This window comes from Roseburia sp. AF02-12, from assembly GCF_003461765.1.
Lineage (GTDB): Bacteria > Bacillota > Clostridia > Lachnospirales > Lachnospiraceae > Roseburia_C > Roseburia_C amylophila.
In genome coordinates this window covers 51,931-75,499 of sequence record NZ_QTXS01000002.1, presented here as the reverse complement: position 1 = coordinate 75,499, position 23,569 = coordinate 51,931, and the positions used below count along the sequence as shown (strand labels likewise).

Annotated in this window: 25 protein-coding genes; 3 read left to right on the top strand and 22 right to left on the bottom strand. The window is 42.4% G+C overall.

Features of this window, described 5'->3' with window-relative positions; genetic code table 11:
- Positions 1 to 232: 232 nt before the first annotated feature.
- Entirely contained in the window at positions 233 to 679 is a 447-nt protein-coding gene (locus tag DV740_RS09885; protein WP_022242847.1) for an Lrp/AsnC family transcriptional regulator, read from the top strand.
- Here DV740_RS09885 and DV740_RS09880 read toward each other — a convergent pair.
- The 15 genes from DV740_RS09880 to DV740_RS09810 form a co-directional block, all read right to left on the bottom strand.
- Positions 642 to 3,095 carry a cation-translocating P-type ATPase gene (locus DV740_RS09880; RefSeq protein WP_242994289.1) on the bottom strand — a complete coding sequence of 818 codons (2,454 nt, stop codon included), beginning with the start codon at positions 3,093 to 3,095 and terminating at the stop codon, positions 642 to 644. The two genes, DV740_RS09885 and DV740_RS09880, sit on opposite strands and share 38 nt — an antisense overlap.
- A 371-nt stretch (positions 3,096 to 3,466) precedes the next feature.
- Positions 3,467 to 3,874, bottom strand: coding sequence for an ATP synthase F1 subunit epsilon (gene atpC / locus DV740_RS09875; protein WP_022242845.1), 408 nt, complete (start codon positions 3,872 to 3,874; stop codon positions 3,467 to 3,469).
- A gap of 11 nt (positions 3,875 to 3,885) precedes the next feature.
- Positions 3,886 to 5,277: a F0F1 ATP synthase subunit beta gene (gene atpD, locus DV740_RS09870; RefSeq protein WP_117841866.1), complete on the bottom strand. Its 1,392-nt coding sequence runs from the start codon at positions 5,275 to 5,277 to the stop codon at positions 3,886 to 3,888.
- Positions 5,278 to 5,318: 41 nt separating this feature from the next.
- On the bottom strand, positions 5,319 to 6,173 hold the full coding sequence (gene atpG / locus DV740_RS09865) for an ATP synthase F1 subunit gamma (RefSeq protein WP_118087995.1): 855 nt from the start codon (positions 6,171 to 6,173) through the stop codon (positions 5,319 to 5,321).
- Between the two features lie 32 nt (positions 6,174 to 6,205).
- Positions 6,206 to 7,711: a F0F1 ATP synthase subunit alpha gene (gene atpA / locus DV740_RS09860; protein ID WP_022242842.1), complete on the bottom strand. Its 1,506-nt coding sequence runs from the start codon at positions 7,709 to 7,711 to the stop codon at positions 6,206 to 6,208.
- Positions 7,708 to 8,274: an ATP synthase F1 subunit delta gene (gene atpH / locus DV740_RS09855; protein WP_118057587.1), complete on the bottom strand. Its 567-nt coding sequence runs from the start codon at positions 8,272 to 8,274 to the stop codon at positions 7,708 to 7,710. Before atpH ends, atpA begins: the two co-directional genes overlap by 4 nt.
- Positions 8,262 to 8,777 (bottom strand): F0F1 ATP synthase subunit B, encoded by a 516-nt coding sequence (gene atpF / locus DV740_RS09850; RefSeq protein WP_117698877.1) that lies wholly within the window; start codon positions 8,775 to 8,777, stop codon positions 8,262 to 8,264. Before atpF ends, atpH begins: the two co-directional genes overlap by 13 nt.
- 48 nt (positions 8,778 to 8,825) lie before the next feature.
- A complete protein-coding gene (gene atpE, locus DV740_RS09845; protein WP_007890533.1) occupies positions 8,826 to 9,080 on the bottom strand; it encodes an ATP synthase F0 subunit C in 255 nt (84 codons plus the stop codon).
- Positions 9,081 to 9,105: 25 nt separating this feature from the next.
- Positions 9,106 to 9,792, bottom strand: coding sequence for a F0F1 ATP synthase subunit A (gene atpB / locus DV740_RS09840; protein WP_117698891.1), 687 nt, complete (start codon positions 9,790 to 9,792; stop codon positions 9,106 to 9,108).
- Between the two features lie 79 nt (positions 9,793 to 9,871).
- Positions 9,872 to 10,279, bottom strand: coding sequence for an ATP synthase subunit I (locus tag DV740_RS09835; RefSeq protein ID WP_117841863.1), 408 nt, complete (start codon positions 10,277 to 10,279; stop codon positions 9,872 to 9,874).
- The gene (locus tag DV740_RS09830; RefSeq protein WP_022242837.1) at positions 10,260 to 10,514 is read right to left on the bottom strand and encodes an AtpZ/AtpI family protein; all 255 of its coding nucleotides are present in this window, start codon (positions 10,512 to 10,514) and stop codon (positions 10,260 to 10,262) included. The genes DV740_RS09835 and DV740_RS09830 overlap by 20 nt, the downstream gene beginning before the upstream one ends.
- Before the next feature lie 253 nt (positions 10,515 to 10,767).
- Complete coding sequence (locus tag DV740_RS09825; RefSeq protein ID WP_022242836.1) at positions 10,768 to 11,253, bottom strand: deoxycytidylate deaminase; 486 nt, start codon at positions 11,251 to 11,253, stop codon at positions 10,768 to 10,770.
- A 422-nt stretch (positions 11,254 to 11,675) separates the two neighbouring features.
- Positions 11,676 to 12,305 (bottom strand): uracil phosphoribosyltransferase, encoded by a 630-nt coding sequence (gene upp / locus DV740_RS09820; protein WP_118087994.1) that lies wholly within the window; start codon positions 12,303 to 12,305, stop codon positions 11,676 to 11,678.
- 1 nt (position 12,306) lies between these two features.
- A complete protein-coding gene (locus DV740_RS09815) occupies positions 12,307 to 12,765 on the bottom strand; it encodes an arsenate reductase/protein-tyrosine-phosphatase family protein (protein ID WP_117841861.1) in 459 nt (152 codons plus the stop codon).
- 11 nt (positions 12,766 to 12,776) lie between these two features.
- Positions 12,777 to 13,826 carry an L-threonylcarbamoyladenylate synthase gene (locus tag DV740_RS09810; RefSeq protein ID WP_117841860.1) on the bottom strand — a complete coding sequence of 350 codons (1,050 nt, stop codon included), beginning with the start codon at positions 13,824 to 13,826 and terminating at the stop codon, positions 12,777 to 12,779.
- A 172-nt stretch (positions 13,827 to 13,998) separates the two neighbouring features.
- On the opposite strand from DV740_RS09810, the gene DV740_RS09805 reads away from it, so the two are divergent.
- Positions 13,999 to 15,039 carry an aldose epimerase family protein gene (locus DV740_RS09805; RefSeq protein ID WP_118057584.1) on the top strand — a complete coding sequence of 347 codons (1,041 nt, stop codon included), beginning with the start codon at positions 13,999 to 14,001 and terminating at the stop codon, positions 15,037 to 15,039.
- An 86-nt stretch (positions 15,040 to 15,125) separates the two neighbouring features.
- Here the strand turns inward: DV740_RS09805 and DV740_RS09800 are convergent, their stop codons facing one another.
- The 4 genes from DV740_RS09800 to DV740_RS09785 form a co-directional block, all read right to left on the bottom strand.
- Complete coding sequence (locus DV740_RS09800) at positions 15,126 to 15,884, bottom strand: N-acetylmuramoyl-L-alanine amidase (RefSeq protein WP_117841858.1); 759 nt, start codon at positions 15,882 to 15,884, stop codon at positions 15,126 to 15,128.
- 214 nt (positions 15,885 to 16,098) lie between these two features.
- Positions 16,099 to 17,916 carry a glycosyl hydrolase family 18 protein gene (locus DV740_RS09795; RefSeq protein ID WP_199534947.1) on the bottom strand — a complete coding sequence of 606 codons (1,818 nt, stop codon included), beginning with the start codon at positions 17,914 to 17,916 and terminating at the stop codon, positions 16,099 to 16,101.
- Positions 17,917 to 18,275: 359 nt separating this feature from the next.
- Positions 18,276 to 18,836 (bottom strand): hypothetical protein, encoded by a 561-nt coding sequence (locus DV740_RS09790; protein WP_118087993.1) that lies wholly within the window; start codon positions 18,834 to 18,836, stop codon positions 18,276 to 18,278.
- A gap of 6 nt (positions 18,837 to 18,842) precedes the next feature.
- Entirely contained in the window at positions 18,843 to 20,126 is a 1,284-nt protein-coding gene (locus DV740_RS09785) for a serine/threonine protein kinase (protein ID WP_158561554.1), read from the bottom strand.
- Positions 20,127 to 20,354: 228 nt separating this feature from the next.
- Here DV740_RS09785 and DV740_RS09780 point away from each other — a divergent pair, with 228 nt between their 5' ends.
- On the top strand, positions 20,355 to 21,137 hold the full coding sequence (locus tag DV740_RS09780) for an adaptor protein MecA (protein ID WP_118087992.1): 783 nt from the start codon (positions 20,355 to 20,357) through the stop codon (positions 21,135 to 21,137).
- Positions 21,138 to 21,283: 146 nt separating this feature from the next.
- Here the strand turns inward: DV740_RS09780 and DV740_RS09775 are convergent, their stop codons facing one another.
- The 3 genes from DV740_RS09775 to DV740_RS09765 are packed head-to-tail and all read right to left on the bottom strand — an operon-like array spanning position 21,284 to position 23,567.
- Entirely contained in the window at positions 21,284 to 21,928 is a 645-nt protein-coding gene (locus DV740_RS09775) for an ATP-binding cassette domain-containing protein (RefSeq protein ID WP_118087991.1), read from the bottom strand.
- Positions 21,929 to 21,930: 2 nt separating this feature from the next.
- Positions 21,931 to 22,773 (bottom strand): hypothetical protein, encoded by an 843-nt coding sequence (locus DV740_RS09770; RefSeq protein WP_117842364.1) that lies wholly within the window; start codon positions 22,771 to 22,773, stop codon positions 21,931 to 21,933.
- Positions 22,770 to 23,567, bottom strand: coding sequence for a hypothetical protein (locus DV740_RS09765; protein WP_117947278.1), 798 nt, complete (start codon positions 23,565 to 23,567; stop codon positions 22,770 to 22,772). Before DV740_RS09765 ends, DV740_RS09770 begins: the two co-directional genes overlap by 4 nt.
- Between the last annotated feature and the right edge of the window lie 2 nt (positions 23,568 to 23,569).

Sequence of the window (23,569 nt, the reverse complement as noted above, 5' to 3'; positions counted from 1 at the left end):
CGTTGCCTATGTTTCTACAAAATGCCAAGTGCCTCTAACCGTGTCATAAATATATCTGCCCGCAGAGTCAGGAGGATATTTTCTGCAGCTGCCTGCCATTTGATATTCACCGGCTACAAAATTTTATATATTACTTTACCTGCTATTTCATTTGTCATTTTTCAGCATTATATTTGCAGATAAATTCATTTTTTACATCAACTGTATTTTTCAGGAAACGAAAGGAGCCTCTATGGAAAAAGAATTAGACAACATTGATAAAAGCATCATCCGGATCTTACAGGAAAATGCCCGCACTCCGGTCAAGGATATTGCAAAGGAAGTCTTTTTATCTTCCCCGGCGGTTTCTGCCCGGATTGAGCGGTTGGAAAAACGAGGGATTTTAACCGGCTATCATGCCACTGTAAATCCCATGCTCTTTGGCTATCACATTAAGGCTTTCATTAATCTTGAGGTGGAACCGGCACAAAAAAAGGAATTCTACCCTTTCATCGATAGAATTCCCAATGTGATTGAATGTAATTGTGTCACCGGTGATTATGCCATGCTGGTGGAAGTCATGTTTCAGACTACCATCCAGCTTGACCACTTCATCAACGAACTGCAGCATTTCGGACGAACCAAAACACTAATTGTATTCTCTACTTCTGTGGAGCACCGCGATGTGCCCGTGAACTGATGAATTTTGCAATTCCTTCCACCCCGATTGTCAGGTAACGGAACAGTGACTCTGCAGCAAAAGCAAATACAATCATCAGAAGAATACTAATCTTAGACATCTGACTCATGGCAAATAACTGGTTTAAGCAGATGCCGCAGAAAAGCAGCCCGGCGATATTAAAAATTAAAATTCCATATTTAAACTTATTCATCGGATGGCTGATTTTAATCAGAATCATAAATCCTACAACACATAAAAGCATGGTGGATGCAGTTGCCACATCGGAGGCAGGTATAGAAAATACTTCTCCGCAGACTACCAGCGAACCAACGATTAATACATCGGTCAGTCCTGCCGGAAATGCTTTTAATAATACTTTCCGTAAAAACCGTCCTTCAATACGGTTGCAGTTTGGCTCCAATGCCAGTAAGAATCCCGGTGCCCCAATGGTAAACATACTGATGAGGGAAATCTGTGCCGGCTCTAACGGATAAGTAATTGTCGATACCACTGCAAAGATTGCCATTAACAGAGAGAATATATTTTTTACCAGAAACAGGCTGGCAGAACGCTGCACATTGTTTACTACCTGCCGTCCTTCTGATACCACATCCGGCATATGGGCAAAATCGGAATCTAAAAGAACTACCTGCGCCGCCTGTGCTGCTGCTTCACTTCCGGACGCCATCGCCACGCTGCAATCCGCATCCTTCATTGCCAGAATATCGTTAACTCCATCGCCGGTCATTGCTACGGTATGTCCCGCATCCTGCAATGCATGTACCAGCTTCTGCTTCTGTTTCGGAGTTACCCGTCCAAATACGGTATAGCGGTCTGCCGCATCATAAATTTTCTCATCGGTATCCAGTGTGCCTGCATCCACATATTTCTCCGCATGCTCGATTCCGGCACATCGTGCCACTTCGGATACGGTCTCCGGGTTATCACCGGAAATTACTTTCACTGCTACACCCTGAGTCTTAAAATAACCAAAGGTCTTCTTCGCATTTTCACGAATTGGATTGGAAAGAATCACATAACCCAGCGGCTCCGGTTTTTCGGTCAGGGTTCCCTTGATATCACTGCCCGGATATTTTGCCAGCAAAAGCACACGATAACCTTTTTTCGTATATTCCCTGATTTCATCTGCAATTTCTTCAAAGGCATTTCCCATCACAAATTCCGGCGCACCCAGAAGATATTTTCCATCCTCAAATACAACGCCACTGTATTTTGTTGCAGAAGTAAACGGCATAACCTCCAGTGCTTTCCGCCGGGCAGCCATAAAGGTCTGTACTTCCGCTGTTTTATCTTTATTGCTGTCGGTATCACTATCTCTATCCTTATCTTTGCCCTTCCGCTCCAGATGATCACGAATTGCTTCCATAGTAGCATTATTATCCGGCACTGCTGACGCATAATCCCGAAGCAGAGACTGAAGAAATGTATTTTCCGCATCCTTCGCCGGAACAATTTTTGCCACTTCCATACCGGCTTCCGTTATGGTTCCGGTTTTATCGACACAGAGCACATCAACTCTTGCCAGTGCTTCGATACTCTTCATGTCATGGAGCAGTACATGCCGTTTTGCCAACCGCATGGTTCCAAGTGCCAGAGCTATGGTTGTCAGAAGATACAAGCCCTCCGGTATCATTCCGATAATTGCTGCCACCATGGAAACGATGCTCTTCTGGAAAGTCTCTCCATTTACGATATAGCCCTGCCAGAATAAAATGATTCCAATCGGAATAATCACAATACCAATCCATTTTACCAACTGGTTAATAGAGCGAATCATCTCGGACTGTTCTTCATTTCCCATCGCTTTTGCTTCTGCAGTCAGCCTGGAAATGTAAGAATGCTTTCCTACCTTCTCCAGTCTCGCATAACATTCTCCGGATACCACAAAGCTTCCGGACATCAGCCTGCTTCCCGGTGTTTTCTCAATTTCATCGGCTTCTCCGGTCAGCAATGATTCATTTACCTGAATCGTACCTTCCAGAACAACGGCGTCTGCACAAATCTGGGTTCCTGCAGTCAGTAAAATGACATCATCCTTCACCAGCTGCTCCGATAAAATTTTCTTCTGCTCTCCATCCCGGATAACAATGGCATGGGGTGCATTCAGAAGGCTCATCTTATCTAAGACTTTCTTCGCCCGCAATTCCTGAATAATTCCAATCAGCGTATTTCCGATGATGATTGGCAGGAAAGTCAGGTTCCGGAAAGAACCGACCACACAAAGCAGAATCGTAATGACCAAGAAAATAAAGTTAAAGTATGTAAATACATTGGACTTTACGATTTCCTTTGTGCTCTTCTCTGTGCTGATGTCTGTTTTATTTACAAATCCTTCTATAAAGCGTTCTTCTACTTCTTCCTTTGATAATCCCCGCAGGATACGTTTTTCTTCCGGCATTCTGTTTTCACTCATAAACTGTTTCTTCATCCTTTTCATTCTGTTTGAAATTCATTATATAGCTTTCCCCTATGGTATGGTATAAATATTTTCTTAAATTATTATAAACTATGTAGAAACCTTTCTTAAAACATATCCCCCTTTTTCACTCTACCGGAAAACAATTTTCTGTAAAGGAAACAAAGAATGTGCCTCGGCACATTCTCGCGCCTGCGGCGGTCGCTTGCGACATCTACCTTATACGCCGCAGTGCGCATCTTCGCGGAGCGTTTTTTACTTTACAGGAAAGTAATTTCCTGTAAAGTAAAAAATACCCTCTCTACCGTTTTCTACGGTAAAGAGGGTACCTTCCTTACATCATATTTTATCTTTTGTATACACCGTTTTTAATGTTTCACTTCAATTCGCACCAGCGCCTTACGCAATGCAAATTCCGCACGGAGCATATCTGTATCTGCAGCCTTAGCTGCAATACGGGCTTCGGCACGCTCTTTTGCTGCCTCGGCACGCTTCTCATCGATTTCATCCGGCCACTCGGCAATCTCTGCCAGCAGTGTTACCTTATCGCCCAAAATCTCTGCAAAGCCTGCATGAACCGCAGCTTCTTTTACATCTTCGCCATTGGTAATGGTCACAACACCGGGAGCAAGCACCGTTGTCAGCGGAATGTGGTCCGGATAGACACCGATTTCTCCTTCTGTTGTATTGAATTCTATCATGGTTGCTTCCCCGGTATAAAAGATTCGCTCCGGGGTAATGATTTCTACCTCAAATGCTTTCTTCTCGTCTGCCATGGCTTCACCCCTTACTTCATACGGGCACGTACTTCGTCAATACTTCCGGCATTCAGGAAATAGCTCTCCGGTACATCATCATGCTTTCCTTCTAAGATTTCACGGAAGCCGCGGATGGTCTCGGCTACCGGTACATATTTTCCGTCAAGACCGGTAAACTGGGTTGCTACGAAGAATGGCTGTGACAAGAAACGCTGTACTTTTCTTGCACGGCTTACTACCAGCTTGTCCTCTTCTGACAGCTCATCCATACCAAGAATTGCAATAATATCCTGTAATTCTTTATATTTCTGAAGAATCTCCTGTACTCCACGGGCTACCTCAAAATGCTCCTGCCCTACAATACGAGGGTCAAGGATTCTGGATGTAGAACCAAGTGGGTCTACTGCCGGATAAATACCAAGTTCTACAATTGAACGATCCAGTACAGTGGTGGCATCCAGATGGGCAAATGTAGTTGCCGGAGCCGGGTCAGTAAGGTCATCCGCCGGTACATAGACTGCCTGAACGGATGTAATGGAACCATTCTTGGTAGAAGTGATACGCTCCTGCAATGCACCCATCTCAGTCTGTAAGGTCGGCTGGTATCCTACTGCGGAAGGCATACGTCCTAACAGTGCGGACACCTCAGAACCTGCCTGTGTGAAACGGAAAATGTTATCAATGAATAACAGTACATCCTTTCCACCTTTATCACGGAAATACTCCGCCATGGTAAGTCCGGTAAGACCTACACGCATACGTGCTCCAGGCGGCTCGTTCATCTGACCGAATACCATGGTGGTCTTATCAATAACTCCGGATTCCTTCATTTCATAATAAAGGTCATTTCCCTCACGGGTACGCTCACCTACACCGGTAAATACGGAATATCCACCATGCTCGGTTGCGATATTATGAATCAGCTCCTGAATCAATACGGTTTTTCCTACTCCTGCACCACCGAAAAGTCCGATTTTTCCACCCTTCTGGTAAGGGCAGAGAAGGTCAACAACCTTGATTCCTGTCTCTAACATTTCTGTAGAAGTTGCCTGTTCATCAAAGCTTGGTGCTTTCCGGTGAATCGGCATATATTCCACATCCTGTGGTGGAGCCTCATTGTCAATTGGTTCGCCTAATACGTTAAACATTCTGCCTAAGGTATGCTCACCTACCGGTACGGAAATCGGTGCACCGGTTGCTTCTGCATCCATGCCACGGATTAATCCGTCGGTTGGTCCCATGGCAATACAACGTACGACATCATCTCCTAAATGCTGTGATACCTCTACTACCAGAACTTCACCATCTTTTCTGGTAATACGGATTGCTTCGTTAATTGCCGGAAGCTTTCCTTCGGTAAATTTAATATCCAATACAGCACCTATTATCTGAGTGATTTTTCCAATATTTGTTTCTGCCATCTTTTTCTATCACTCCTTATTCTCTATTCTTATAGATATGATTAAGAAATTGCCGATGCTCCGGCTATAATCTCTGTCAGCTCCTGTGTAATGGAACCCTGACGGGCACGGTTATACTTCAGTGACAGGTCACTGATCATATCCTCTGCATTGCTGGTTGCAGAATCCATTGCCTGCATTCTAGCACCATTTTCACTGGCTACTGCTTCTACCAGTGCTCCATAAAGAAGGCTCGTTACATACTTTGGTATGATTAAATTAAGCGCCTCCTCCTGGTTTGGCTCATAATTCATCAGCACATTATCTTCTTCCTGCTCCGGCATATCTTCGATATCCACCGGAAGAAGCTTGATTAATTTTGGCTCATGTACCACCGTATTCTTAAAATGTGTATAAGCAAGGTAAATTTCGCCAACTTCACCTTTTTCATAGGCTGCCAGCACTTCCTTTGCTAATACGGACGCCTCGTCATAAGCCGGTGTCTCAATCAGTTCCGGAAGTTCTTTTACAATCGAATATCCCTTATGCTCTAAGGACTCTCTTCCCTTATTACCAACTGCATAAATGGAAAGCCTGTCCTTTGGAAGATCACTCTCTGTAATCAGCTTTACGACATTCGCATTATACCCTCCTGCCAGTCCACGGTTCGAGGTAATTACAATCACTGCCTTCTGCCCGGAATCTTTACCGGTAAGGTACGGATGATTGATGGAACCGCTCTTTGCCAGCATGGAAGTTACGGTCTGATACATATAATTAAAATACGGATTTGCCTGTTCTGCATGTCCCTTCGCCTTTTGCAGTTTTACGGTAGAAACAAGCTTCATGGCCTTTGTAATCTGCTGTGTGCTGGAAATACTGCTTTTGCGCCGCTTTATATCACGCATGGACGCCATAGTCTCTCACCGCCTTTTACCATATTACATGCCTATTTGAAATCTTTCTTACATGCTTCAATTGCTGTAATTAATTTCTGCTCTGTTTCTTCGTCTAACTGCTTTGTTTCACGAATGGATTCGAAAATCTCCGGATACTTGGTATCAATGAGCTCTAATAATGCTTTTTCAAATGCCAGAATTTCATCCACCGGAATATCCAGTAAATATTTCTTGGTTGCAGCATAGATAATTGCTACCTGTTTTTCCACCGGCATCGGCTGATACTGTGGCTGTTTCAACATTTCACGGATTCTTTCACCCTGTGCTAATTTCTCTTTGGTATCAGCATCCAGCTCAGAACCAAACTGTGCAAATGCTGCCAGCTCACGATACTGTGCCAGCTCTACTCGGATTGGTGCTGCAATCTTCTTGATTGCCTTAATCTGCGCAGCTCCACCAACCCGGGATACGGAAAGTCCTGCATTGATTGCCGGACGGAAACCAGCGTTAAACATATCTGTTTCCAGATAAATCTGACCGTCTGTAATGGAAATTACGTTGGTCGGAATGTATGCGGATACGTCTCCTGCCTGTGTCTCGATAATCGGCAGTGCAGTCAGTGAACCTCCACCCAAAGCATCGGAAAGTCTTGCTGCACGCTCTAATAATCTGGAATGCAGATAGAATACGTCTCCCGGATAAGCCTCACGTCCTGGTGGTCTCTTAAGCAGCAAGGAAAGGGTACGGTATGCAGCAGCATGTTTACTCAAATCGTCATAAACGATTAATACATCCTCTCCGTTCTCCATCCACTCTTCACCAATTGCACATCCTGCATACGGTGCAATATACTGTAATGGTGCCAGCTCACTCGCTGTTGATACAACAACTGTGGTATAGCTTAATGCACCGAATTCTTCTAATGTTTTTACCAGGGATGCTACGGTAGATGCTTTCTGACCGATGGCAACGTAAATACATTTTACGCCCTGTCCCTTCTGGTTAATGATGGTATCAATTGCAATTGCCGTCTTACCGGTCTGCTTATCTCCGATGATAAGCTCACGCTGTCCACGTCCAATCGGCACCATGGAATCGATTGCCTTAATACCGGTCTGTAATGGTGTATCTACAGATTTTCTGGAAATAACACCGGATGCCACACGTTCAATCTGGCGGTATTTCTCCGTCTCAATCGGTCCTTTTCCATCAATCGGCTGACCCAGCGCATTTACTACTCGTCCCAGTAATGCATCTCCGACCGGAACCTCTACTACACGTCCGGTGGTCTTTACTGTATCACCTTCGTTGATGGAACGCTTATCTCCTAACAGAACCGCACCTACATTATCTTCCTCTAAGTTCAGCACCATTCCATATACTTCGCCCGGGAATTCCAAAAGTTCTCCCTGCATTGCATTTTCAAGGCCGTGAATTCGTGCAATTCCATCTGCCACCTGAATGACAGTTCCTACGTCTGCCACTTCCAACTGGGATGCATACCGCTCGATCTGCTCTTTGATAACGGAACTGATTTCTTCTGGTTTCAATTTCATGAAGCGGTTTCACCTACTTTCAACTGTATTTTGGATAATTCACTGGTTAGCTTCTGCAGCCTGGTTTTGATACTGCTGTCCACTACCCTGTCTTTTATGCGGATGACCATTCCTCCAATGAGTGATGCATCCACCTCATAATTCATTTCAATTTCTACATAATGTGTGGTTTCTAATAGTTTCTTTACGATTTCGTCTTTCTGCTGCATTGACAGCTCCATCGCAGAAATAACATATGCCGTTCCGATATTTTTATATTCTTTTACGGAATCCACAAAGCATGCAAACACACTTTCCATGTCCTTAAAGTGGTCTTTTTCTATCAGCTGGCACATCAATCCCACGATTTCGTCCGCGGTCTTTCCCTTGAATATGTTTTCAATGATCTGAATCTTCTCTTCTTTTACAATCTGCGGATGATTCATCAATTTTGCCAGTTCCTCATTCTCATGGAGAATCTCAAGAAGTGCTTTCGCATCTTCTAACCAGGCATCTTCACATCCCTTTTCCACGGCGAGTTCAAACAATGCATCTGCGTATGTTTTGGAAACTAATTTTGCCATGTTGTATCACCCATCTCTTTCAAGGTTTCTTCCACGAGGGCATCCTGTATTGTTGTATCAATGGATGCGGCTACCACTTTGCCTGCCATCATAGATGCAATTTCTATCATTTCCTGTTTCATCTCATCCATCACGCGTTTTTTCTCCAGTTCTGCCTCTTCATTGGCACGCCGGATAATCCGCGCAGCCTCTTCCTTTGCCTCGCCAATGATGCGGTTCTCATTGCGCAGGGCTTTGGTTCTGGCTTCACTTAAGATAACCTCCGCCTCTTTATCGACGTTCTTAAGCTTCTCTTCATACTGCTGTCTTAATTCTGCTGCTTCTGCCTGGTCGCTTGCCGCAGATTCCAGTTCCGTCTTTATCTTCTCCTGACGTCCCTTTAACATCTTACGAACCGGCTCGAAAAGGTTATAAGACATTACGGTAAACAATACGAAAACGGATATCGCCATAAGGATGGTATCATGCAATAACTGAAAATCAAGATTAAATAATCTGGTCATTTTCTTCCTGCTGTGCCTCCTTTCTTTTCGTAATCATTCTTTCTCACTTTATACCAGTGGTTTTACGAAAAGCAGAAGCATTGCAATCAACAGACCATAAAGACCGGTAGTCTCTGCTACTGCCTGTCCAAGAAGCATGGTTGACATAATATCTCCCTTTGCTCCCGGGTTACGGCCTACAGCTGCTGCTGCGTGTCCTGCTGCAATACCCTGTCCAATACCAGGTCCGATACCTGCGATAACTGCAAGTCCTGCACCAATTGCTGAGCATGCTAAAATTAAATCCTGTCCTGTAATGTTCATAATTATAAATCCTCCTTATACTGTTCTATTCTGTTTCCATCTGCTGGTTCACATATGTCATAGTCAACATACAGAATACATACGTCTGAATTGCTCCTGAGAACAAATCAAAGTACACATGAAGCGCTGCCGGCCAGACAATTGCAATCTTGGACAACAGTCCATAGACCAATGCCATCATTACGGTTCCTGATAATACGTTTGCAAACAAACGAAGTGACAGGGAAATCGGCACGGCAATCTCGCTGATGATATTGATTGGCAGCCACAGTGGCAGCCATGGTGGTAACGGCGAACACATATCTTCCCAGATTTTCTTTGGTTTCTGGTACTTTATCTGGCAGATATGGATAAGCGAAAAGGTGATAAGTCCCAACGCCAGTGTCGTTCCATAATCTGCGGTAGGCGGTCTTAGCCCGAATAATCCAGATATATTACTCATGAGAATAAAGATAAAAATGGTGCTGATGTAATTCACCAGCTTCGGTGCATTTTTCCCCATGACACCGTCAACCACGCCATCTAATTTTTCCACCATAAGTTCTACTACATTCTGGAATCCGCCCGGTACCTCCGTTGCCGCTTTCATCTTATGCTTTACAATAAACGAAAAGGCAATCAGTATCAGCATGATTATCAGAATACATACATGAGAAGTAGTAATCCATACCTCATGTCCGAAAATCTTATAGGAAAACAGTCCATGAATCATAAAATCTATATCCTGGGCACCCGCTGCTAAAATTCCGTTATCCACGCTTTCACCTCCTTATATTATATTTTTCTTCACCCTAAGAAGATTCATCACCTCTCCCTAAAAGTTTTAAAATTACTTTATGTGTAAAGGGTTGAACGTAAGCTCCAACCTTCAATCCCATTACTCCCACAAATGCTACAATCACATTGCCTATTTCAAAGTATGCCGTAACAAAAAAGACTGCTACAACTACGAGATACCGCAGCACATACTGCAATGCAATCCGTCTTGTCCTTCCGGATTCTGCCATATCCATACTGTCCCGCAGAACCACTGCCATATGGACTGCCATTCCGATTGCGGTTGCTGCTCCAATCAGAAGGCCGATGGAATATCCCAATTTGTCCTTTACAAACCAGATACCGGTAAATTCCACCACAATTTCGTATATAAGGATTCCCAGAATCAATTCCGGTAATGCATCATTTATCCTTTTTAACATCTGATTTAACCTTTCCCGTGTCTTTTTTCTGCCAAAGCCTCTGTGCCATCCGGTAGCAATTCTGGAATCCCGCTGCCGCCCCAAGGAAAAACAGCAGAATCACCAGCCACGGATGCCCGTATCTTCGGTAAATAAAAACCCCGAGTCCAACACATAAAAAAATAGGAACTATCATGTTGATACCGAACTGCATGATTAAAATCAAGGAATCATACACTTTATTTCTGTTCTTCATGAATAGCTCCTTCCCTTACATTTTCGTGAAACGCTCTGCAAAACGTGCCAGCATGATGACTCGCTTACGCTCATTATATCATTTTTGAGGAAATTGTCTATAAAGATTTTATGAAAAATGTCTATAAATCAGCTTTACGATTTTACAATTTTACATATTTTTAACAAATATTACCAGAACATTTTTCCCTTACCTTCGTCATTTGTTCAATTGGTTGTAAACCTCTGCAATTGATTGTTTTCTCGCCTGTCCATTACAAGGTAATATTTATTTCCCGGTTGGTGTGGGTGTACTGATAGTAGCGCACGCCTGCCGCATCTAACATCCGTTTGGAAGCAATAACTGCCGGTGTATTCTGATACTTGTCACTGTCATATACGATAGTCTTGATTCCAGCCTGAATGATTGCCTTGGCGCACTCATTACAAGGGAACAGGGACACATACATTTTCGCTCCCTCCAATGAACCACCCCGGTAATTTAAAATTGCATTTAATTCGCTGTGGGTAGTATAGAAATATTTATTTTCCAGGGGTGCACCTTCTCTTACCCATGGAAATTCATCATCGGAGCAGCCCTTCGGCAGTCCGTTGTATCCCATGGAAAGGATCTTGTTATCCTCACTGACAATGCAGGCTCCCACCTGTGTATTCGGGTCCTTGGAGCGCATTCCGGATAACATTGCCACGCCCATAAAATATTCATCCCAACTAATATAGTCTTCCCGTTTCTGGCTCATTTTATTTCCTCCTTGCTGCGGTTTTTCTGTTGCTATTTTACCATATTTTTTTATGGTTTTATACGGTTTCTGTGAGATTTTTACGGAAATGACACAGTTCTTAGCTGAATAAAGTACTTGCCGGGGCGAAGCCCGCTTCCTTCACTTGGGATACATGATAAAGGCTGTTAGGGGCACTTGGAATTTCGTCTGTTTCTAGGCAACACCGGCACAGGGATGTGCCGGTGAGGTGCAGATGAACATGGATGTGAATTTGCACCGGTTGCCGGAATAGACTGTATCTTTTTCGAAATTCTTAGTGTCCCTTGCAGGCTTTATGCCGTATTCAAAGTGAAGGATGTGGACTGCGCCAGACAGTAATGTAAAAAAGGTTCTCAAGCCTTTCAACTTAAGAACCCTTCACATTTCATATATCTTCGAACTTATTTTGTTCCGAATATTCTATCTCCTGCATCACCAAGTCCTGGTACGATATAGCAGTGCTCATTCAATTTCTTATCTAATGCTCCGATATAAATGTCTACGTCCGGATGTGCTTCCTGCATTGCCTTTACACCTTCCGGTGCTGCAATGATGCACATAAACCGGATATTCTTTACACCTCTGTCTTTTAACATCTGGATAGCTGCTATAGAAGAACCACCGGTTGCCAGCATCGGGTCTACAACAAATACTTCACGCTCATCGCAATCCTCTGGAAGCTTGCAGTAATATTCTACCGGTTTTAATGTCTGTGGGTCACGGTAAAGTCCGATGTGTCCGACTTTTGCTGCAGGAATCATTGCAAGCATTCCGTCTACCATTCCAAGACCTGCACGCAAGATTGGTATCACTGCCAGTTTCTTTCCTTTTAACTCTTTTACAGTTGTCCTGCAGATTGGAGTCTCGATTTCGATATCGGTAAGTTTCAAATCCCTGGTTGCCTCGTAGCACATTAACATAGCGATTTCGCTGATTAATGTACGGAACTCCTTAGAACCCGTTTCTTTTCTTCTTATCCAGCCGATTTTATGCTGAATCAGTGGATGATCCATTACAAATACTTTTGACATATCATTCTCCTTCGTTTAATAATTTCACTAATTTTTTTATACTCTTATTCATGGTCTCAAAGCAAAGCCCGTATGACTGAAGTGTGCCGCCGTAAGGATCTAAGATTTCCAGTTCATCCCCTACTAACTCCGTCAGTACCTGAACATTTTCTTCCTTCGCCTCCGGAAACATTTCCAATAATTTCTGTCTCTGCTGTGCTTCCATTGTAAGCACCAATGTATCTTCGCCAAAATCCCCTGCTGTAATCTGGCTTGACATAAAACCTTCCATGTTAATGCCATTGCTTATCATAACAGCTTCTGCCTTCTGATTCAGTGGTTCCGGGAATAATACCACAAGACCTCTCACTAACACTTCTACCGGATGATTCAGGGAATATTCCCGAAAAATACCGGCCGCCATGGGTGCCCTGCATGTTCCGCTTTCCGCCACGAATACAATGCGATCGTATGGCTTCATAAAAACCTCCTCTAAACTGTAATCACCTGATGTCCTGCAGCCTTCAGCAGACGATTCATAATTGCCTGCCCAATACGCGGAGTTGCAAAACTCTCGGAGTAAATAATATCTACTTCTTTCTCATCAAAGTCCCGCAACAGTTTATACAAATGCTTTGCAATTGCATCCTCATCACTGCGTGCACCAATACTTACCACTTCGCCTTCCGGATAACGGTCTATCGTTTCGTCTGTTCCGATGATTCCTACCTTCTTTCCCAGCAGAACCGCTTCCTTTGCCAAAGCATTAATCTTTGCTACTACCTTCTCTTCTTCTCCATCTACCAGAATCAAATCTGCTTTCGGTGCATAATGCTTATATTTCATTCCCGGTGCTTTCGGCTTCTGTAGCGAATCCGAAGCAATAATTCCAGGATCCATTTTCACTTCCCCGATTACCTTTTCTAACATTTTCGGTGTAATATAGCCCGGTCTTAAAATCATTGGTATGTCTTCTGTCAGATCAACAATCGTGGATTCAATTCCAATTCCCACAGGACCCCCATCCAGTATCATCGGAATTCTGCCATCCATATCAAATGCTACATGCTCTGCCAGAGTCGGACTCGGTTTACCGGATGTATTGGCACTCGGTGCCGCAATATATCCACCGCTTCTCCTGATCAGTTCCAGTGCAACCGGGTGATTTGGCATGCGGACTGCCACCGTATCCATCCCCCCTGTAGTTTCATATGGAACCTTATCATTCTTGCGCACAATCATGGTCAGCGGGCCCGGCCAGAATGCATCTGCAAGTTTCTTTGCTTCTTCCGGCATCTCCTGTGCGATTTTCTCCATGTCTGAAAATTCTGCCACATGGACAATCAAAGGATTATCAGATGGTCTTCCCTTTGCCGCATAAATTTTCTTCGATGCCTCTGCACTCAGTGCATCTGCGCCCAGTCCATATACCGTCTCAGTTGGAAATGCCACCAGCCCTCCATCCCGGATAATTGCGGCTGCACGTTCCAGTGCTTCTGTATCCATATTATTCTGATCTATTTTTATCACTTCTGTTTTCATAACGCCTATTATATCACGTTCCCTTTATGTGTTCAAGAACTGGAATTGTTTTCAAAATCCATTTCCATCGAAAATCGAAAACACCCGAAAACCGCACTTCCTACTTGCTATGTAGCTCTAAGTGTGGCATAATCAGTATGTTCACTAGAATATTATGGAAAGGAGTTTCCAGATGAAAATTACAAAAAGCGAATTTGGCATGACCAAAGATAATCAGCCGATTTCCCTTTATACTATTGAAAATGCATCCGGTGCTTCCGTTACACTTTCGGATTATGGATGTCGTATTATTAAGATTATGGTTCCGAATAAAGAGGGAAAACTGACCGATGTAATTTTAGGCTTAATGAATGCCGATGAGTATCTTGCTGATGATGCCAGCCTGGGAGCTGTTGTCGGTCGATGCGCCAACCGTATCGCCAAAGGGCACTTTACCTTAAATGATAAAGAATACAATCTTGCCATTAATAATGGGCCAAACCACCTGCATGGTGGTCCTACGGGATTTGGTCAGCGTGTATGGACCGGAAAAATTACAGATGATAAAGTTACTTTTACCCGCATTTCTCCGGATGGAGAAGAAGGTTATCCGGGTAACCTTACAGTTTCCGTTACCTACGGATGGTCTGAAGACAATGAATTATCTATTGTTTACGATGCAGCCTGTGATCAGGATACTGTATTTTCTGTTACCAGCCATGGTTATTTCAATCTGAATGGGGAAGGAAACGGTACCGTATTAGATCAGGAATTACGCATTGATGCAGATGCGATTACAGAACTGGATGACACACAGTGTCCTACCGGTGCATTTCTCTCTGTGGAGGGAAGCCCATTTGATTTCCGTGAGATGAAGAAAATCGGTGACGGCATTCACTGTGACAATGCCCAGTTAAAATTAGGTGGTACTTACGACCATAACTTTGTAATCAACGGGGATGGCTTAAGAGAGGCGGCTGTTTTACAGTCTAAGGAAAGCGGCATACGGATGACCTGCTTTACCGACCAGCCGGGTGTACAGCTCTATGTCCCTTGTTATACCCTTCATCAGAAAGGAATTGATGGCAAAGATTATCCGCCATATTCCGCAGTATGTTTAGAGACACAGCATTATCCAAATGCAATTAATATCGAACATTTCCCTTCTGTTGTTTTAAAAGCAGGCGAGAATTTCCGTTCCAAGACACTCTATCATTTTTCTGTGATGGGCTAAACCCGAAAAAAATATAAGAAAGCAAAAGATTCCAGACCATTATGGCTGGAATCTTTTTTGTAATCTTTCTTTATTTCTGATGCATTTCAATGCTGTTTCACTTTCTGTTTTTCTGTATCTGCAGTCTCATTACTCATGCCGGCTTCTTCTGTATCTGCTGTTTCATTGCCCAGACAGTCTAGAATTCCATCTGCAATAGCTTCTGCCACTGCCTCCTGATATTCCCCGGTAGATAATTTCGCGGCCTCCTCAGAATTACTTAAGAAGCCGCATTCTACGATTACCGTAGGATATGCCGTTTTTTTCAGGAGATAATAACTCTCATTGGCTTTTGCTTCCCGCTTATTTTCCGTATCCAGATGCGACCGCAGGCTTTCCTGCATAATCCCGGCAATTTTTCTGCCCTCCTCGGACTGTCCAAAATAGAAGCACTGAGCTCCGCTTATGGACTCTTCCGTATAACTGTTCTGATGGACACTTATGGTAAATAACGGCTTCGCCTCATCAATCAGCCGGCAGCGGTTACGCATATCTGCCACCTTTTTGCTGCCGCTCTCCCCTTTATCAAGACTTTCGTCTGTCTCCCGGGTCAGAATCACTGTTATATTTTCTTTTTCCAGACGGGCTTTTACCTTCTTTGCAATGGCAAGGTTAATGTCCTTTTCCAGTTCGCCGTGAATCCCGATTTTGCCCGGGTCATCACCGCCATGGCCTGCATCCACAACAATACATGGCTTTTCTTCTGCCGCCCTCATGCTGCTTACCAGCACTGCTCCTTCTTTTGATAACAGGCATACTGCCACCAGCAGAAGAACCGCCATATATAATTCCATTCTTTTTTTCAAACCACACTTCCTAATTCTTTTCTTTATAATAAATATGAAAGTGCCGGCTCAATTATCCTGTTTTATCTGTTAATCTACTTTAAACTTCGCAATTCCTACTACAATCCGTTTCAGTTCCTGTCCGGCTTCCACTACTTTGTCGCCATCCTTGGAGAATTCTTCGGAAATATCCATAACAACTTTTTCATGGGCCTCTCCTTTGCAGTTTTACACTTTAGTTATTTGTATATTTTATAATGGTATCCCAGATGCTGTCTGTCTCAAAGCCAAGCTTCCAGAAAGATATTCCCGCCAGTTTATTTGACTTCATGACTTCTAACTTCTTCTCAAGGGAAGCTGCGTCTTCTATCCAGACTTTATAGGTAACCCCATCATTTACATATTCTGCGTAATTCTGCCCATCTTCTTCCGACCAGGTCGGCGTTGCTCCATTTAATTCCAGACGTTTCTGTACCGTATCCATTCCAACAGCTTCGCTGGTCAAATCATATGGTACATAGTCCTCTGCTGCTGCAGCTGTTGTATCTTCTTCATCATCTGCTTTTGGTGTCTCTGCCCATATTCTTGTATAGAATGGACATCCCAGAATGATCTGGTCTGCAGGTACTTCCTTTAAGGTATCGGCTACTCCGTTGGTTACAAATCCAATGGATGCAACAGATCCTTCATCTGAGCCGGCATAATGCTCATCATATCCCATAATCACTACATAATCCGCAAAATTTGCCTGCTCTTCCCGGTCATAAAATGCAGTATAAGCACTCGGCACATAGTTGTCCACGGATAATACCACACCGTTGTTTGCACATTTTAAAGAAAGTTCACGGATAAACTGGATATAGCTGTCTCCCACTGCTTCACTGTTTAAGGATTCAAAATCCAGGTTAATTCCATCTAAATCGTACTGGATTGCTGCTGAAATAATCTGATTGACCAGATACTGTCTGGTAGAGGTATGGGTCAGAACAGCAGCTGTGTCCACGTCTTTATTTTCAAGATTGCTTACCAGTCCCCAGACCTCAATATTATTCTGATGGCAGTAGTTTACATAATCCAACGATGCAAGGTTTGCAATGTTGCCGTTATTATCATTTAAGTAGAACCAGGTCGGTGCGATTACATTGATTCCCTTGGTATTCTGCAATACCGTTGCAATGGTGCTGTTGGCATCCTTTGTTGTTACCTGATGCCATGCCATTTCTATGGTAAAGTCCTTGGAAATATGGGTAAATTCCGGCTCTGTAAAATCATTGTTCAAGGTTTCAGTGGTTACTTTTCCTACGAACTTATTCTTAAGGTATCCGATAACACCATCTTCTGTCATGGCTTTGGTCCAGCTGTCACCTGCATCCAAAATTGTCAGGGTCTCACCTTTTTCTAAGTCTTTCACGATCGGACTCTTGATACCGCCCTTTAAACGAAGCTGTGTTGCCTTCTTCGCCGGTGCTGTATCCACATCCCCCCACACGGTATTGATTACGGTACGATTCGGGCCTTCATATACTTCGTGGGTAATATTGGTATACTGCTCTACGAAATCAAGTGCAAGATACATGGTATTGCTGTCATTCCGGACAATTGTATAATCTGCACTCTGGTTTTCCTTCCCTACCTGATAAGTATTGCTGCCTGCTGCCACGGTAACGAGATTATCAGGCAGTGTATAAAGCAATACATTTTCATTGGCATCCCAGTAAAAACGGTCATTGAAGCGGTCATGTACCGTTTCATAATCCACATATACTTCGCCGTCTATATATTTGCCCGGTGTTTCTAACACTTCATGATCCACCACCAGCGAAATATCATCATCCGCCTGTAAATGATAATATTCTGTCATATCCTGATGCTCTTTACTCGGAATATATTTCTGAATGATTTTCGTTCCTACGGCAATCAGCAGCACCAGTAATATCAATACGATTACCACAATAACCGGTGCTAATTTCGTGTTTTTTCTGTTCCGTCTGCGGTTCCTGTTTCTATTTCTATTTCCATTTGTCGGTCTGTTCGTTCGCTGCGTTCTCTCCAAGCCTGCGTCCTCCTGTACTTTACTGTTCTATTTTCTTATGGTTTTCCATTTTTGTTTTCTTTGCCATAAGCATACGTCATTGGTGGGAAAATTTCAAGTAAAAACCACCTGGAAACACGCTTTGCGAATTTCCCGCGTAAAAAGAGGCACAGACTATAATTTTTGTCTGTGCCTCTTACCTTTCTTTTTCTTTACATTGTGCTGCATTCTGCAGCGGTGTGAGTAAGCATTCAGGGTAACCTTCTCACATCAAAAGCATATATTTCTATTTATTCATCTTTTTTTGTTTTTGGTTTCTGTTAAATTTACATACCTGCTTTCTACTTTCCTTTTCCAAAAGGATAAGCGTTCGTGATATGTTAAACTAAAGTTTTTAAAAACAGGCGCTCTGCTTCTTTTAAATGAAGCGGGTCCTCCATAAAAGGAAGGGTATGGATTGGTATGCGGTATTGTTTCTGAAAATCTTTTTTATCTTTTTTCATCCCAAACTGTGCCAGAAACGTCACGTTATCCAAATACTTTTCCTCTTCCCATATGACGGACATAAAATACTCTAATTCCTTTCGTTTCCATGGACTTAAGGAAACCAGAATCAGCTTCCGGTCACAGCGCAAGAATTCCCGACGAATCCTGTAAAACTCACTTCCGCCGTCTATGATGTAATATTCATAGCCCTGTCGGATATATTCCGGCATATTATCACTTCCCGCATTTGCAAAATAGTGTTTTCTGTCCGGCCGCCCCCATTTACCCTGCTGCTGTTTCTGCAGTTCTTCCAATTCGTGATTTCCACTTAATTCCACCAATGCCGTGTGACTTTTCAGACAGTCCGCACAGTAATGGGTCAGCGCAGTGCACAGATGCGTCACACCCACGCCCTGCTGCACACCAAATATTCCGATACTTTTTCTTTCTTCCATGGTTTGTTATCTTCTCCCTTCTTTCGAAAGCATTTGTGTGAAGAATGCTTCCTTTTCTCTGCCACCATCAAATGGCATTGTGTCCCTCGGATAACAGTACACTTCTCTTCCGATGAAAGCTGCAAATTCTCTCGCCTCCATGGGGCTGCTGTGATTACAGATAATTTTAAGATTTGGTACACAACGTAATGTTTGCCAGGCTTTCATGGAAGCCTCCCGCTTCCACAAAGACAGATTCACTACGAGTACTGTAATCTCAGCCTCTTCCATGCAGGCTTCTTCCACTGCAGCTCCATAATCGAAAATGAGTGTGTCTTCCCCGCTTCCGATTGACTCACTTCCCCGGAAATTCCGGCAGATGACGATATCTTCTTCGCACTCTGCCTCACGGCTCCGCCCAATTTGTTCCACCACATTACTTATCTTTTCCCTCTTTTCGGACTGAATTTCCCGATACAGGGCATTTGCGCCCCCCGCATTAAAAAATGAAGTCAGTGCAATGGCTATATGGGTGGTTCCGACTCCGGATTCTGCCCCCACAACAGATATGCTTTTTAAGAGATGCTCTTTCCGATTCCCCTTCTGCTTTAACGCACGGGTCAGTGCCTGTTGTAATTCCCCGGCGCTTTTGTAACGCTTGTTTGGATTTTTTCTTGTGGCTTTTTGTGCGATATGCCGGAATGCCGGGCTGCTTTTGTGAGAATGCTTCTTAATATAAAGTAAAAAAACAGCCCCGATTGCATAAATATCGCTTGCCGTATGCAGTTCATATTCCCCGTACTGCTCCGGTGCCGCAAAACCTTTTGTTCCATAGTTCTGATAATTTTTTCCACGACTGGTAATATATGATGCAATTCCAAAATCGATTAATTTTACCTGATTCCCACATACTATAATGTGTGACGGTTTTAAATCCTGATGTAATACCGGAAATGGTTTCTGGCTGTGCAGGAATGAAACGATTCCGCAAAGCTGTATGCCAATCTGTATCATATACTCCTGGGAAACTGACGTATTCCAAAGCAACTTCTCTAACGATTCCCCTTCAACATATTCCTCAATGATATAATAAAAGGCTTCATCTTCCTCTATATCATATACAATTGGAATTCCGGGATGTCGTAACTTAGCGAGAATGTTCGCTTCAGAAAGAATTGAAGACGGCATAGAACGTGTCTTTGAAATACACTTTATTGCACGATATGTCTCCAACTTCAGATGTCTGGCAAGATACACCTTTCCTGCTGCGCCGCTTCCTAACTCCGACAACAGCTCGTATCTGTCAAACAAAATTTGTGTTTCTATATGTTCCGCCCCTTCCTTCTTTCAAAGGAACCGGAACGCATCTCTTGGAATAGTTTATAGCACAAAGCAATTATGCTTTGCAATAGAAAATCTGTTTTTTTAGACTTTTTAGAAAACTTTAATATTTTTTACCGGGTTTACAAGTATTTTGCATTCCATTATAATATAGGCGTAAACTTCATACAATTTTCTATAGATAAGGAAGTGATTTTTATGAAAATTGAAAAAGTGAATGATAACCAGATTCGCTGCACACTTACCAGAGCAGACTTAGATGACCGCCATCTGAAGCTGAGTGAGTTAGCATATGGCACGGAGAAAGCAAAGTCCCTGTTTCGTGACATGATGCAGCAGGCGAATTATGAATTTGGATTTGAAGCCGAGGATATGCCTCTTATGATAGAAGCCGTTCCCCTGACACAAGATACAGTATTGCTTATTATTACCAAGGTAGAATACCCGGAAGAGTTAGACACCCGGTTTTCCAAATTTTCAGAGCCGGATGAAAATGAATATCCGGATTTTACAGATGCAAAGAACACTCCTGCAGCCGGAGCCGATGATATTTTAGGCTTCTTCAAACAGCTTCAGGAGAAGCAGAAGAGCGAACTTGCCAAGTCAGTGAAGGCTGCTGCCCCGGCAGAAGCTCCTGTCAAGAAGGCTGCCGCTCCTGCTCCGAAGCCTGTCGTAGAACCGGTGGTAGATATTACCCGGCTGTTCGTCTTCGACAGCTTAGAGAAAATCAGCAATCTTGCCCGTATTTTAAATGGCTTTTATAACGACCGGAATTTCCTTTACAAGAATCCGAATAAGAGTGCCTTTTATCTGGTACTGCACAAGGGACACCATTCTCCGGAAGATTTCAATAAGGTCTGCAACATCTTATCGGAATACGCTTCCACCGAGAAATACAGCCGTGCTTCGCAGGCTTACTTCGATGAGCATTTCCTGCCTCTGATTAAAGAGCAGGCATTACAGGTACTTGCTGGTATCTAGGTCAGAAGATATATGCCCTGCAGTAATCTGACCGCACAACTGTGGGAAACACATTTTGTATATTTTCCGCGTACGCGTAAATGAAAAGGGAACTGCCTTTCTGCCTCATATCACATGAGACAGAAGCAATTCCTTTTTCTTATTCTCTATTCTTCTATTTTATGTAACCTTCCATGTTCCATTTCATATACTTCATCACATAGCAATTCGATGTCTTCCCTGTTATGGCTTGCCAGCAATAAAGTTTTTCCCTCTTCTTTAAAAGAAAGAAACAATTTCCTCATTTGTTCAACCCCATCTTTATCTAATCCATTCATCGGTTCATCTAAAATGAGAATATCCTGATTTTCCATCGTTGCCTGTGCAATTGCAAGACGCTGCTTCATACCCAGAGAATATTTTCCCACCGGTTTCTTTAACTCCGGATCAAGTCCGACTTTTCTCATACTTTCTTTTACATATTCCCGATTTTTCTTATGATTAATCATATATAACAGTTCAAGATTTTTAAGTCCGCTGTACTGCTTTATAAATGCCGGTTCTTCAATAATTGTTCCCAAATTTTGAACCACATCCATATCTTTTCCAACCATTTTCCCACGAACTGTTATTGTTCCTTTTTCTACAAGATAGAATCCACTAATGCACTTAAAAAGTACTGATTTTCCTGAACCATTATACCCTACAATTCCATATATTTTTCCACTTTCACAAGTCAATGATACATCCTTTAATACTTTATGCTTTTTAAAAGATTTCTCAATATGTTCTACTTTAATAACCTCTGCCATAGCTATTCCTCCCTGCTTATCCAGTCTATTCTCTGAATCTGTCTCTGACCTGCAACCACCAGCAGAAACAGAATCAGAAAATAACCTACATAGATATATACAAAATTTGGTTTACTCAAATCATATCCATATCTCCAATTTCCCACATTTTCCCATGAAAATGGTGAAAAATATATAAGTCCTAATTTTGCACCGGCATCCAGATAGTTTACCATTGTAGAAAAGAAAATAAGCAGAATAGTGACTATATATGCACCTACTCTTCTAACATAAAGACTTAATGTATATAATAGCATTCCAATTACTGCAAATGCTAATATATCCATTAAAATTACATGCCCCATCATCTGGTAGGGTGTAAATGCTGACATTACTTTTGTATCCACAATCAGCGGAATCTGATATTTTTCCATACCATAAACAGAAACCGTCCTGTACAGACTTCCCCATGAATTGCTAAAATCAACTGCCGGAAAGTTCAATAAAATGCTTAATAATACCAGTATTACAGCTAATAAAATACTGCTTCCGAAAATATAAAAAATATTTCGACTTCCCCACCGCTTTTTTCCTATACGCTGTACAAAATATAATTCATTTCTCTCCATAAATGGAGCATTCGAATAAAAACATAACACACTTAAAAGTACAACCTTCATAAAGAAATCATCATTTTGAATAAAAGGTAATATTGCAAAACTGTCTTTTACGTTCAATTCCATTGCAAGATTCCGGTAGAGTCTTAACATATCATCTACCATAAATCCCCAAATGATAAGTAATGTCAAAAAACGCATGGACTTCATTCTGCAATAAAGATTCTGTATTTTTGACTGCAAATTCACATACTTTCCCCCCTTATCTCTTTTGTTACTCTGGCTGCAATCAAATTACCCAATACGATAACACAAAGTATTGTCATTAAGAATATGTATCCAAGACTTATCCATGCATTTCCAAATACATCTGTAGAAAACATAAATAGAGAATTCCAATCCCAAATACCACCTTGTGGAAATAATACGCCAAGATATGTAACTATAAAATAATAACCAGCCATAGGAATGCAGATTGCAAACATCTGATTCTTAGCCAATAGAGACAGCAGCATGGATACCAGACACAGAATGCCTCCTAACAATCCAAATATAATTGCAGAAAAAACCAAATATAATATTGGCATTCCATGCATTGCAAACCATCCAAAACAATTCCCACGCAAATCGACACCATTTGCTGTAAAAAATTCATCCTCTAACATCAGCAGGGGATGCCAAAAACTATCCTGCTGAAAAAAGAGTAACTGTCCTGCGAAAACAGTAATATCTGCTGCCAGAAATCCGCTTAATACTTTTGACCATATATAACTCTTTAAATCTCCACGCAAAATTTCATTCTGCCAAAAATGATGTTCCTGATCTTCTCTTAATGCATTTCCATATGCAAAGCTGCTAAATGCAAATATTGCAATTGTAACACTCTGAAATTTCATAACTTTATATCTGCTAATAACATCTATTGCCGGTTGTCCAACCTTCGCCATTAGATTCATCGTAATATATACCCCTATCACTCCAAGCCAAAATGGTGCTGAAGTAAATACCCTGTATAAATCCATTTTTAAATATTTTTTCAGCATAT

What these genes read in the sequence shown, in the direction of transcription:
- DV740_RS09825 (WP_022242836.1), bottom strand. Translation starts at nt 11,253, where the DNA reads ATGAGCCAGAAACGGGAAGACTATATTAGTTGGGATGAATATTTTATG.
- DV740_RS09780 (WP_118087992.1), top strand. Translation starts at nt 20,355, where the DNA reads ATGAAAATTGAAAAAGTGAATGATAACCAGATTCGCTGCACACTTACC.
- DV740_RS09835 (WP_117841863.1), bottom strand. Translation starts at nt 10,279, where the DNA reads ATGTTAAAAAGGATAAATGATGCATTACCGGAATTGATTCTGGGAATC.
- DV740_RS09885 (WP_022242847.1), top strand. Translation starts at nt 233, where the DNA reads ATGGAAAAAGAATTAGACAACATTGATAAAAGCATCATCCGGATCTTA.
- atpE (WP_007890533.1), bottom strand. Translation starts at nt 9,080, where the DNA reads ATGAACATTACAGGACAGGATTTAATTTTAGCATGCTCAGCAATTGGT.
- DV740_RS09815 (WP_117841861.1), bottom strand. Translation starts at nt 12,765, where the DNA reads ATGAAGCCATACGATCGCATTGTATTCGTGGCGGAAAGCGGAACATGC.
- atpB (WP_117698891.1), bottom strand. Translation starts at nt 9,792, where the DNA reads ATGATTCATGGACTGTTTTCCTATAAGATTTTCGGACATGAGGTATGG.
- DV740_RS09805 (WP_118057584.1), top strand. Translation starts at nt 13,999, where the DNA reads ATGAAAATTACAAAAAGCGAATTTGGCATGACCAAAGATAATCAGCCG.
- DV740_RS09765 (WP_117947278.1), bottom strand. Translation starts at nt 23,567, where the DNA reads ATGCTGAAAAAATATTTAAAAATGGATTTATACAGGGTATTTACTTCA.
- DV740_RS09880 (WP_242994289.1), bottom strand. Translation starts at nt 3,095, where the DNA reads ATGAGTGAAAACAGAATGCCGGAAGAAAAACGTATCCTGCGGGGATTA.
- upp (WP_118087994.1), bottom strand. Translation starts at nt 12,305, where the DNA reads ATGTCAAAAGTATTTGTAATGGATCATCCACTGATTCAGCATAAAATC.
- atpA (WP_022242842.1), bottom strand. Translation starts at nt 7,711, where the DNA reads ATGAAATTGAAACCAGAAGAAATCAGTTCCGTTATCAAAGAGCAGATC.
- DV740_RS09810 (WP_117841860.1), bottom strand. Translation starts at nt 13,826, where the DNA reads ATGAAAACAGAAGTGATAAAAATAGATCAGAATAATATGGATACAGAA.
- DV740_RS09790 (WP_118087993.1), bottom strand. Translation starts at nt 18,836, where the DNA reads ATGGAAGAAAGAAAAAGTATCGGAATATTTGGTGTGCAGCAGGGCGTG.
- atpH (WP_118057587.1), bottom strand. Translation starts at nt 8,274, where the DNA reads ATGGCAAAATTAGTTTCCAAAACATACGCAGATGCATTGTTTGAACTC.
- DV740_RS09830 (WP_022242837.1), bottom strand. Translation starts at nt 10,514, where the DNA reads ATGAAGAACAGAAATAAAGTGTATGATTCCTTGATTTTAATCATGCAG.
- atpF (WP_117698877.1), bottom strand. Translation starts at nt 8,777, where the DNA reads ATGACCAGATTATTTAATCTTGATTTTCAGTTATTGCATGATACCATC.
- atpG (WP_118087995.1), bottom strand. Translation starts at nt 6,173, where the DNA reads ATGGCGTCCATGCGTGATATAAAGCGGCGCAAAAGCAGTATTTCCAGC.
- atpC (WP_022242845.1), bottom strand. Translation starts at nt 3,874, where the DNA reads ATGGCAGACGAGAAGAAAGCATTTGAGGTAGAAATCATTACCCCGGAG.
- atpD (WP_117841866.1), bottom strand. Translation starts at nt 5,277, where the DNA reads ATGGCAGAAACAAATATTGGAAAAATCACTCAGATAATAGGTGCTGTA.
- DV740_RS09775 (WP_118087991.1), bottom strand. Translation starts at nt 21,928, where the DNA reads ATGGCAGAGGTTATTAAAGTAGAACATATTGAGAAATCTTTTAAAAAG.